This window comes from Desulfovibrio sp. SGI.169, assembly GCF_050313595.1.
Taxonomy (GTDB): Bacteria; Desulfobacterota; Desulfovibrionia; order Desulfovibrionales; family Desulfovibrionaceae; genus Desulfovibrio.
The window spans coordinates 24,032-34,387 of the sequence record NZ_JBNPLS010000025.1 but is presented as its reverse complement, the minus strand read 5'-3'; the positions used below and the strand labels follow the sequence as shown (position 1 = coordinate 34,387).

Annotated in this window: 8 protein-coding genes and 2 pseudogenes; 8 read left to right on the top strand and 2 right to left on the bottom strand. The window is 58.4% G+C overall.

Going from position 1 to position 10,356, the window contains the following annotated elements; genetic code table 11:
- Positions 1-1,050: pseudogene (locus tag ACQRA4_RS11165) on the top strand (hypothetical protein); the annotation flags it as partial.
- A gap of 89 nt (positions 1,051-1,139) precedes the next feature.
- On the top strand, positions 1,140-1,700 hold the full coding sequence (locus tag ACQRA4_RS11160; RefSeq protein WP_427823154.1) for a hypothetical protein: 561 nt from the start codon (positions 1,140-1,142) through the stop codon (positions 1,698-1,700).
- On the opposite strand, the pseudogene ACQRA4_RS11155 reads toward ACQRA4_RS11160, so the two are convergent.
- Positions 1,643-1,810 (bottom strand): annotated as a pseudogene (locus tag ACQRA4_RS11155) (IS481 family transposase); the annotation flags it as partial. The gene ACQRA4_RS11160 and the pseudogene ACQRA4_RS11155 overlap by 58 nt on opposite strands.
- Between ACQRA4_RS11155 and ACQRA4_RS11150 the strand changes: the two are divergent.
- Genes ACQRA4_RS11150 through ACQRA4_RS11140 form a run of 3 tightly spaced genes read left to right on the top strand, consistent with a single transcriptional unit; the run spans position 1,810 to position 5,124 of the window.
- Complete coding sequence (locus tag ACQRA4_RS11150; RefSeq protein ID WP_427823156.1) at positions 1,810-2,859, top strand: anti-CBASS protein Acb1 family protein; 1,050 nt, start codon at positions 1,810-1,812, stop codon at positions 2,857-2,859. The pseudogene ACQRA4_RS11155 and the gene ACQRA4_RS11150 overlap by 1 nt on opposite strands.
- Positions 2,852-3,691, top strand: a complete 840-nt coding sequence (locus tag ACQRA4_RS11145; protein WP_427823153.1) for a phage minor head protein — start codon at positions 2,852-2,854, stop codon at positions 3,689-3,691. The genes ACQRA4_RS11150 and ACQRA4_RS11145 overlap by 8 nt, the downstream gene beginning before the upstream one ends.
- Positions 3,688-5,124, top strand: coding sequence for a DUF2213 domain-containing protein (locus ACQRA4_RS11140; protein WP_427823152.1), 1,437 nt, complete (start codon positions 3,688-3,690; stop codon positions 5,122-5,124). Before ACQRA4_RS11145 ends, ACQRA4_RS11140 begins: the two co-directional genes overlap by 4 nt.
- 38 nt (positions 5,125-5,162) lie before the next feature.
- Here ACQRA4_RS11140 and ACQRA4_RS11135 read toward each other — a convergent pair whose 3' ends face one another.
- Entirely contained in the window at positions 5,163-6,392 is a 1,230-nt protein-coding gene (locus tag ACQRA4_RS11135; RefSeq protein WP_427823151.1) for a hypothetical protein, read from the bottom strand.
- A gap of 164 nt (positions 6,393-6,556) precedes the next feature.
- Here ACQRA4_RS11135 and ACQRA4_RS11130 point away from each other — a divergent pair, with 164 nt between their 5' ends.
- From ACQRA4_RS11130 to ybeY, 3 genes are read left to right on the top strand one after another with little or no spacing between them, the layout of a single operon-like run.
- Complete coding sequence (locus ACQRA4_RS11130) at positions 6,557-7,555, top strand: PhoH family protein (protein ID WP_427823150.1); 999 nt, start codon at positions 6,557-6,559, stop codon at positions 7,553-7,555.
- A complete protein-coding gene (locus ACQRA4_RS11125) occupies positions 7,521-9,875 on the top strand; it encodes an HD family phosphohydrolase (RefSeq protein WP_427823149.1) in 2,355 nt (784 codons plus the stop codon). The genes ACQRA4_RS11130 and ACQRA4_RS11125 overlap by 35 nt, the downstream gene beginning before the upstream one ends.
- Before the next feature lie 10 nt (positions 9,876-9,885).
- Positions 9,886-10,353, top strand: coding sequence for an rRNA maturation RNase YbeY (gene ybeY / locus ACQRA4_RS11120; protein WP_427823148.1), 468 nt, complete (start codon positions 9,886-9,888; stop codon positions 10,351-10,353).
- Positions 10,354-10,356: the final 3 nt, after the last annotated feature.

Below are 10,356 nucleotides of genomic sequence, written 5' to 3'. Positions count from 1 at the left end.
CCTTCCCTCCCCCAGCGTTTTGCGGAGCTGCCCGGCGTTGAGGCTGACAGCTCGCAATGGTTCGGCGAGGGGAAGGCTATAGAATCAAAAGGGAAAGATCGTCTTAAAGCGCTTCAGCAGTGGGCGAAAACAAAGTTTTCGCAGGGCACAGCATTAAAAAACGCCGATACAGGCTGGGACGTACAGGTAACACCGAACGGAATCAAATCCAGCCTTCATCACGGATATGACGATTTGCTGGCCCGTTCCGTACCATTTATCCCCCAAATTATAGAAAGCGGCATTCATGTTGACAGCATCAGAAAGACACCGCGTTTGATGTCACATATTTTTGCCAACAAGATCAGGCTGGACGGCAAGGATTATGTGGTGGGCTTTGTCGTGCGGGAGGATGGGAACGGAAATCGATTCTACAATCATGAGTTAACGGAAATAATCGACCCCGATTGGCACAACCACGCCGAGTTACCCGAAGGTATGGGCGGACAGTGGGCCCGTGCCAACCGGGGTGATGTGATGAACATACTCCGGGACAAGCTCGGCGTCAATGACGGGAGCGGGCAAGTGCTGTTTCAGACGGCCTGGCACGGCACGCCGCACCGTCAGGGCGCGATGGCTGCGGATTCCTCACTCCCCCGGCGCTTTGCGGAGCTGCCCGGCGTTGAGGCCGACAGCTCGCAATGGTTCGGAGAGGGGAAGGCTATTGCGGCGGATGGCCGAAATGCGCGCAAAGCTGTCGTGGATTGGGCGCGTACCGTATTCCCACAGGGAACGACGATCAAAAACGCGGATCAGGGCTGGGATGTCCAGGTTACACCACGGGGCATAAAAAATTCTTTGGCCCACGGTGGGGACGACACTCTAATCCGTTCCGTGCCATTTATTCCGCAAATTATAGAAAGCGCCGTCTATGTTGACAGCATACCAAAAACGTCGCGGCTCATGTCGCATATTTTTGCCAACAAGATCAGGCTAGACGGGCAAGACTATGTTGTCGGATTTGTTGTGCGAGAAGACCAAAACGGAAACCGCTTTACGATCATGAGCTGACAGAAATAATCAACCCCGAATCGCTCAACACGGCCAGAGCTTTTGATGAAAGCAAGGGACACGTGACCCGAGCGAACCGGGGTGATGTGATGAACATACTCCGTGACAGGCTCGGCGTCAATGACGGGAGCGGGCAAGTGCTGTTCCAGACGGCCTGGCACGGCACGCCTCACCGTTTCGACAAATTCACGCTTGACCATATCGGAGAGGGCGAAGGCGCACAGGCCCATGGCTGGGGACTGTATTTCGCGAAAGATAAAAATGTGAGCGAGGACTATCGAAAGTTTCTTGCAAACTCAAAAGAAAAATATGTTCTTGGCGGAAAGGCGTACACAGTCGATGAATCCAATTGGTATGATACTTGGCGCGATGACAGCGGCAATGAAATAAGCGGATATGAACCTGTTTCGTATGCCTTGCGGACGTATTCCGACAACAATAAAGATATTGCTGCGGCGATAGGGGAAATAAAGGAAGCCATTGAAATTTTGAAAAAAGATGCTTCCGCTTCAATAGAAGTTGAAGAAAAAGCTCTCAAACTCCTTGAAGGAGGTATTCAGAAAAAAGAGCCAGGCCAGCTTTTTGAGGTGGATACCCGATCAAACGGAGTCATGAAGGCCATTTTGTCGCGCTCACGGTTGGTGAACTGAATCCCGCTGTCTGTCAAAATTGTATGAATCTTATAAGAAACTGCCTGAATAAGTTCTTCCAGAAAGCTTTTGGCTGTTGCTCTTGTCGCTTCGATATGCAGCTGTGCGTATTCCCCCCTTACTCTCCATCCGCAACTACTACGACCACATCAGGAGTCAGCAGGAGAAGGTGCTGCGGGCCGGTGTCCAGAAGGCGCTGGACTGCATCCAGTTGCACGAGTTCCGGGAAATCGACCGTGCCGTGAGCTTCGATTTCGCGCCGCTCGGTGAGGAAGACCGGGCCGCGTTGGCCACGCAGCAAAAGACCAGGGCCGATACCATCGCCGTGTATCTGGATCGCGGCGTCATCAGCGCCGAAGAGGCGCGCGCGGCCATTGCCAACGATCCGGACAGCGGATTTGCGGACATCGACCCCGATGACCTGCCCGAAAGCGCAGGCATGGGGGGCGAGATGCCGCCGGGTATGGAAGGCGGCAGCGAACTGGATGACGTGGACAAGGCCGGCGCTGTGTACGACGCGGCGCTGGATGCCCGCAGATGGTGCAGAACGGAAAAGGGCAAGCACTTTGAACTGGATACGGAGAGCGGGGAAATCACCAAGGGGAATATCGGCCAGAACGAGTGGGACTCGCCTTCGGCTCAGGGCGCAAGACGCGACAAGGTGGAAGACGCCATGCGCGAGATTGCCAACGGCAAGGCGGAAGCCACTGTTTCCAGCCTGCGCAATGATCTTGAGCAATATGGCGGAACCAATGACGTGACCATCATCAGGGGCGACGAGAAAAAAGGGCTCCTCCACATTGAGAAACGCCACGGGAGCGGCTGTATTGCCCCGGTGCTGGAAGCGGTCGCCAACGGGAAGATTGTCCGCTTTGTCAAGGGCAACAAGACAGTCCATCTTGATAAAGATGGATACAGAGCCGTGCTCTCGCTGGAAGAACACGGAAAGAAAAAGACGTGGTTGCTGACGGGCTACGATATTGTAGGAGGAGAGCAAAAGAACGTCACGGGTGACAGCGGCAAGGTTAGTGCAAGACACGCTTCTACGCATGTCGGGCCTATCCTTAGTCGTCCCGACATGGGAGCCGTGAGTTCCTTTATTCAGAAGATAGACCAAATCCTGGCAAAGTCAAATGTACGGGAAGGGGCTCATGGCTAAACTTCTCCGCGCGGTTCACCCCAATGCCGGCGTTCGCGCCGCCTACCAGCGCCGTTTGCGCAAGCTCATCGACGAGATGCGGCGTTCCACGGTCTGGTGGCTGCGGGCCGCCTACCGCAAGGACGAGGCCCGCATCATCCCCGAATTCGCGCAGGACGCTTCCCCCGCGCGCATGCTGCAAAAGGTGCTCAACCGTCTGTTCCGCTACTGGATGCGCCGCTGGAGCGACGAGGCCGCGAAGATCGCCACGGATTTCATTACCAGAACGCAGAAGCGCACGACAAACAGCTATGAGCAAGCGTTCAGGGCCGCCGGGTTCACGGTGAAGATGGACCCCAGCCGCGTCAAAAACAATGTTGTGCAAGCGCTCATTGAGGAAAATGTCAGCCTCATCAAGTCCATTCCGCAACGGTATTTTTCGGAAGTCAACGGGCTTGTGCAGCGCTCCGTAAGCGCCGGGCGCGACCTGGGCTTTCTCACCGACGAACTGGAAAAGCGCTATGGAGTCACGCGGCGGCGGGCCGACCTCATTGCCCGCGACCAGGCCAACAAGGCCACCGAGGCCATCAAGCGCGTGGAGGACGAACGCCTGGGCGTGAAGGTGGGCGTATGGGTGCACATCCCCGGCAAGCACACGAGCCGGGCCACGCACAAGGCCATGAACGGCAAGCCCTTCCTGCTCTCGGAGGGCCTGTACGACAGCGCGGTGGGGCGCAAGGTGCTTCCCGGCGAACTGGTGGCCTGCCAGTGCGAATATCGTTCCTTCATTCCCGAGTTCGGCGACCAGATGACGCCGGAGATTCAAAAGCTGCTGGAGAGAGCCAACGCATGAGATATACAAGCCTGACCTTCGACGCGGCCCCCAGCGCCCGCAGCGTGGACGAGAACGGCTTTCTGCACGTCGCCTCCTCGCACATCACCAAAGCCACGGTGAACCCGTACTATGGCCGGGAAATTCCCGGATGCGAACGCCTTGGCCTTGACCCGGAGCGCATCTATTACGGCTTCCGCGACCCGGAGGAACTGCGGCGGTCGCTGCCCACCTGGGCGGGCCTGCCGCTGCACATCGAGCACCACCCGGACAGCGCGGACGCCCCGGAAAAGCTCACCCGCGTGGGCGCCGTGGGCAAGGCGGTGTGGAACGCGCCCTACATCGACGCGCCGCTGACCGTCTGGGACGGTAATGCCATTGACGCCATCGAGGACGGCTCCTTCCGCGAGCTTTCCTGCGCCTACCGTTACGAGCCGGACTTCACGCCGGGCCAGTACGAGGGGGTGGAATACGACTTCATCATGCGCAACATCCGGGGCAATCATGTGGCGCTGGTGGAGGAAGGCCGCGCCGGGCGGGACGTGGTGGTGGCCGACGCGGCAATCTGGCGTACTTCCAAGGGCGGCAAGAAATATCAGGTGGATACAGAGACCGGGGAAGTCCTCAAGGGCAATGTGGGCCAGTCCGGATACAGCTATCAGTCAACGCCGCTGGCATCTACCAGGCCGGATACGGCCCGGTATCAGGAACTGCTGAGAGAAAAGCAAGGCAATCATCAGCAGGCGGCTCGCGAATATTTTCGGGAGAATCTTCAGGGGCGGCATGTGGAAACACAGGCGGCCGGTGAATCCATTCAGGTCTGCTTCACGGGCGGAACATGGCAGGAAATCAAGCGGAATATGAACCGTGATGCCCTGAAAGCGGAACTTGTGCCACACATGCCGGATATTATTGCTACAGGTGCCTACAAAAAAAGTGATCTGTATAAGGAGCGCACGGATGATGCTGTGGCGTTCCATGAGTACAGAAAACGAGTCGAGACAAGCGAAGGCGGGAAAGAAGCGATTGTTGATGTCGTCGAACGCCGGGGCGCAAATCCAAAATACAGTGCATACAGTATGGCGCATGAAAGGGACAAGAAAAATGGCGGGGAAGGGGCACATGACACAAAAAAAGACGGCTCTGTCTCCCCGCCTTCAGGTCTAAGCCTGATCATGCGAGACAATGCCGTCTCTCTTGAAGAGAAGATACTTCCGCAGCTTGAAGTTGTCAATGTGCGCGTTGCCGATGGACGGTCGCCCCTCGCTGGCGATTGCGGCAGCGCCATAACCCCAAAACCCAACCTCATCAAAGGAGCTGTCATGAGGATGAAAACTGGTTCCGGGGGGCCAAGGACGCCGACCCCGGCATCGAACAGCAGGAAGTGGACCTCGCGCAGGCCATCATCGACCTGCACAAGGTGGACCCGCAAACCGGGGAAGTCGTGGACGTGAAAAAGGCGTCGCCGCCATTGTCATCATGAGTCCTGAGCCTAAACACTGAGGTTCAGCCCGGCCAGCAAGGAAAGATTGCCGTCGGAATAATTGCCGAAATAGGAGTTGGCGTTGCCTGAGTTCGCCCACCAGGCGGACATGGATTCAATCTGAATGCGCTTGCGCATATCTGATGGGGCGAGCTGCATGGCTTTGCGGGCGTCATCAATGCCGGAGAGCGTCTCTATCTGCCGATATTTTTTGACCAGATCGGGGTTTTCGTCAAAAAATCGCTGTACTTTGTCGCGATCGGCATGGTCGCTGATGATGGTCATACTGCCGTCATCATTGACCTGAATGGAAAAATTGATGTTCGGGTCAACGCCCAGGCCGTCCAGTCCGTCGCGGATGTTTTTGCCCACGGCGCTCTGCTGATCCAGCACCGCCTGAATGTCATTGAGGTCGGCATTGTTCACGCTTATTCTGACGTTGCCCTCTCCGCTCAGGCGCAGCGTCACGGCGGAGGCGTCCACATTACGCTTTTCCAGTTGCGTCTTGACGGCGTCGGCCAGCGCCGGGTTGGCCGTCAGCCACTGATTCACGGTCTCGGCCTGTTCCAAGTCGCCGCTGACAGCCAGATTGCCCTGATCATCAAATTTGAAGTTTAGTCCTTTGCTCACGTCCACGCCCATGTTTTCCAGGGCGTTGCGCAGGTCTGCGCTCAGGTTTGTCTCGCCGTCCAGCGCGGCCTGAATAGTTTCGGCAGCGCTGTTGACCACACTCAGTTTGCCGCCAACACCGAGGCGCAGTTCCACCGCCTCTTCGGGCTCAATGCCCGCCGTGGTCAGGGCGTTGCGCAATTCCACGCCCAGCGTGGGGTTGGCGTCCAGCCAGGCCTGGGCGGCCTTTCTGTCCGAAGCGTTGTCGCCCAGCGCGTTCAGCGCGCCGTTTTTGTCCAGGCTGAAGCTCAGTCCCGTGATGTCCGAAATGCCCATATGGGCCAGACCATCCTTGACGCCTTTGCTGAATTCAGACTGTAACTGTTCACGATATTTGGCGATCTGATTGAATGTCACCCGGCTGTCACTGGCAAGCCCCATGGCGTCCATGGCATATTTGGTCAGTTCAATCATGCTGGAAAGCTGGCTGGTCATGGACGTGTTGCCGAAAAGGCTCTCCAGGCCGCTTGAGGAAGAGCTTTTGGAGCCGCCCGAAGTCGTCCCCTTCAACTGCTGGCCCTGCCACTGAAACAGCGCGTTGGTGTAGCTGCTGATGCCTGATACGCTCATGGTTCCTCCCGGCAGATTTTACCCGCGCCCGTGTGCGGGGCCGCCATGAAATATATTGCAAATATCAGGCCAGAAATGGAGCAGCCAGCATTCGAGCCTGGCCGCGGCCGGAGGGGCTTTCTGAAAATATGGACAGAACCGCTGGAATAGGCTAAGAATGCCTTATGGCAGTATATTCCTCCTTGTTGGAGACTGTGGAGTTTGATGACCCCGCCCTAGCCAGCCAGCTTTTCGGCCCCCATAATGAGCACCTTGACCTGCTGGCTGTGGCCAGCGGCGCGCGCATTGGCAACCGGGGGGCCAGCATCTTTATTGAAAGCCCAGATCATGATGTGCGCCGGAGCCTGTGCAATGTCTTTGTGCAGCTTTACGATCTGCTGCGCGGCGGCCTGACGCTGAGCCGGCAGGACATTGCCCGCGCCTATGACATGCTCAGGGCCGATCCCGGCCTGAATCTTGGTCAGATTTTCCGTGATGCCGTCTTTGTGAATACGCCGCGCAAAAGCGTCACCGCGCGCAATGTGGCCCAGAAGAGCTATCTGGAGCTTCTGCGGCGACATGAACTTGTTTTTGCCGTAGGCCCGGCCGGTACGGGCAAGACTTATCTGGCGGTTGCCATGGCGCTGTCCATGCTTCAGCAGCACAGGGTCAAACGCATTGTGCTGACCCGCCCGGCGGTGGAGGCGGGCGAACGGCTGGGCTTTCTGCCCGGCGATCTGGCCGAGAAGGTAAACCCTTATCTGCGACCGCTTTATGATGCCTTGCATGATATGATGCCCCAGCCCAAGGTCGCCTCCATGCTGGAGGCGGGTTCCATTGAGGTGGCCCCGCTGGCCTTCATGCGCGGCCGCACGCTCAACGACGCTTTTGTCATTCTGGACGAGGCCCAGAACACCACTCAGGAACAGATGAAAATGTTTCTGACGCGCATGGGCTTCGGCTCACGCATGGTTGTCACAGGCGACACCACCCAGATTGATCTGCCCATGCAGCCCGGCGGCGCGCAGCCGCGTTCGGGCCTGATCCACGCCCTGGGCATCCTGCATAACGTGTCCGGTCTTGCCATTCATCGTTTCAGCAAGGCCGACGTCGTGCGTCACCCCCTTGTAGGAGCCATTGTCAGCGCTTATGACCACGCGGAAAAAGACGGCGCGTCCGGCTAGCATCCTGGCGCTTATACATACGCTGAAGGCGCGGCATCATTGCGGTTGGGGCCTGTGGGCGCTGATCGGCACATTGCTTTTTCTTTCCCTGCTGGCCGGAGCCAATTTCGAGGCCGCGCAGCGGGTCTATGTGGCCGGACAGGTTGCGGAAAATGACGTTGTCGCTGACCGGGACATGCTGGTGGAGGATTCACAGGCCACCAAGGCCCGGCGCAAGCAGGTTCTTCTTTTGCAGCCGCCGGTCTACGATCTGAGTCTTGAACCCTACACGCAGTTTCAGAGCCGGATTCTGGAGATTCTGCGCGGCCTGAACAGTGGTGAGCACCGTTCCGCGCCCGAACAGGCTTTGCAGCGCCTTGTGGAGGAACTGACCCCGGCCGTGGCTGACGAAGTGCTGCCGGAATTGTCGTTGCCGGAAGTGCAGACCTATCTGCTCAAAAAATTGCTGCCGCAGATCCGCGAGCGCATGATCGAAGGCCTGGTGGGCGACATCCGCGCCGCGCGCGTGGCCCGTTCAGGCGCGATCATCCGCAACCTGGACACCAATGCGGAAATTTTGCGGTCGGACATTAATTCACTGCCGGACGTGCAATCCTTTCTGGCTGAAATATCCTCGCAGATCAGGCAGGTTCCCATTCTCAATCCGCAGTCGCGGCGGGCCATCAATATTCTGCTTTCGGCCACCTTGCCCGCCTCCCTGACTCTGAACCGCGAGGCCACCCAAAAACGCGGCGCGGCCGTGGTGGCCACGGTGGAGCCGGTCTATTATCAGATACAGAAAGGCGAACTGGTGCTGCGCAAAGGCGAGCGCGTCAGCCGTGAGCAGCAGATCAAATTGCAGACGCTGTACAAATCCGCCGCCGATCCCATGCGCTGGAGCACGGCGGGCGGCGCGTTTCTTTGCGCGATGCTGCTTGCCGTGGGCTTTTTTGTGGCCCCCAGCGGCAAGCCCGGCACGCCCCTGCGCTGCAAGGATATGCTGCTCATCTCGCTGTTGCTGCTTTTATTCGGCATCGGGGCCAAAAGCGTTTATCTGCTGAGCCTGCGTATGGACAGCGTGAGTCTGTTCAACTCTTTTGCCGCCGCCTTTCCGGTGGCCGGGGCCGTGGGGCTGGTGGCTATGGTTTTCGCGGCCCGGCGTTATTGCACAATGGGTCTGCTGCTTTCCTTTTTCTGCATGCTGATGCTTCAGGCGGACTTTCCGCTTTTCATCTATTACTTTTTGGGCGGCATGCTGGCCACCTGGCTTGTGACCAGCGCGCAAAGCCGCCAGGATGTGGTCTGGAGCGTCATTCCCCTGACCGCGGGCCAGATTCTTGTCTGGCTGGGCACGACCCTGCTGGCCCAGACGCACCCGGCGGAAATACCCATGCAGTTGACCGCCGTGGCCATCAACAGCCTGCTTTCGCTGATTCTGCTTTTTGCCGTCAGTCCGGTGCTGGAACTGACGTTCGGCTACAGCACGCGTTTTCGCCTTATGGAGCTGATGAGTCTGGAGCAACCCCTGATGCAGGAATTGATGGTCACCATTCCCGGCACCTATCATCATTCTTTGGTGGTTGCCAATATGGTCGAGGCCGGAGCCAAGGCCATCGGGGCCAACAGCCTGCTTTGCAAGGTGGCGGCCCTGTATCACGATGTGGGCAAGCTGTCGTATCCTGAATATTTCATTGAAAACCAGTTTGGCGGCCCCAACAAGCACGATAAGCTGGCGCCCTCCATGAGCGCCCTGATCCTGCTTTCGCACGTCAAAAAGGGCACGGAACTTGCCGAAAGGTATAAGCTGGGACAGGAAATTACAGACATCATCCGCCAGCATCACGGCACGCGGCTGATCCGCTTTTTCTACCAGAAAGCCCTTAATCTGGGCGAGAAGCCGCGCGAGTCTGATTTCAGCTATCCCGGTCCGCGACCGCAGACCAAAGAAGCGGCTATTCTTATGCTGGCCGACTCCGTGGAGGCCAGCAGCCGCACCCTGAGCGACCCCACGCCCGCGCGCATCAAAAGTCATATTGACGCCATCATCAAGGGAATCTTCTCGGAAGGACAGTTGGACGAGTCGGAGCTGACCTTCAAGGATCTGCATTTTCTGAGCGAAAACTTTCAGCGCATCCTGACGGGCATTTTCCATCAACGCATCGCCTATCCCGAAAACAAGATCAAAGACGCGGCCCAGGCCGACAGGGGCAGGGCGGAAAGCCGCACTGGCGAGGTCAGGCCGCAGACGCCTCTTGGTCTGCCCGCCGCCTCCGCGCGTCGGAATGAAGCCGGTCGCCCCGAGGCCCGGTGCGGCGGGCCGCAAACCGGCGGTGAAAACTGAGGCCATGAACATGGAAGACGCAAGCGCGGAGGCAAGGCACGGCGAAAATGAGGTGCGCATACAGGCGCATTACGCAGCCCATGCCTGGCTGCTGCCCCTGGGGCGCCGTGAACTGGCGCGTCTGCTGCGGGTCATGCTGCGCGCGCTGGATGAAAATGGCGCGCCAGCGCCCGACCGCCTTGAGCTGCACCTGCTGGACGACGCGGCCATGAGCGTCGCCAACCTGCGTTTCATGGGATGCATGGGGCCAACCAACATTCTTTCTTTTCCCGGCGGGGAGAGTCTGCCGGGCATTCTGTTGCTCTCTCTGGACACGCTGGCGCGTGAATGCCTGCTTTACGGGCAGGAACCGGCGGAACATCTTGCGCGTCTTCTGTCTCACGGCATGGGGCATCTGGCCGGTCTGGATCACGGGGTCGCTATGGATCGCCTGTGCGCGGCCTGTTTTGCCGCCGCGCGGCGCGCGGCGACGCTCTGACCC

Excerpts from the sequence above, each read along its gene's own strand:
- ACQRA4_RS11135 (WP_427823151.1), bottom strand. The coding sequence starts at position 6,392 with ATGAGCGTATCAGGCATCAGCAGCTACACCAACGCGCTGTTTCAGTGG.
- ACQRA4_RS11125 (WP_427823149.1), top strand. The coding sequence starts at position 7,521 with ATGACCACGCGGAAAAAGACGGCGCGTCCGGCTAGCATCCTGGCGCTT.
- ACQRA4_RS11160 (WP_427823154.1), top strand. The coding sequence starts at position 1,140 with ATGAACATACTCCGTGACAGGCTCGGCGTCAATGACGGGAGCGGGCAA.
- ACQRA4_RS11145 (WP_427823153.1), top strand. The coding sequence starts at position 2,852 with ATGGCTAAACTTCTCCGCGCGGTTCACCCCAATGCCGGCGTTCGCGCC.
- ACQRA4_RS11130 (WP_427823150.1), top strand. The coding sequence starts at position 6,557 with ATGGCAGTATATTCCTCCTTGTTGGAGACTGTGGAGTTTGATGACCCC.
- ybeY (WP_427823148.1), top strand. The coding sequence starts at position 9,886 with ATGGAAGACGCAAGCGCGGAGGCAAGGCACGGCGAAAATGAGGTGCGC.
- ACQRA4_RS11140 (WP_427823152.1), top strand. The coding sequence starts at position 3,688 with ATGAGATATACAAGCCTGACCTTCGACGCGGCCCCCAGCGCCCGCAGC.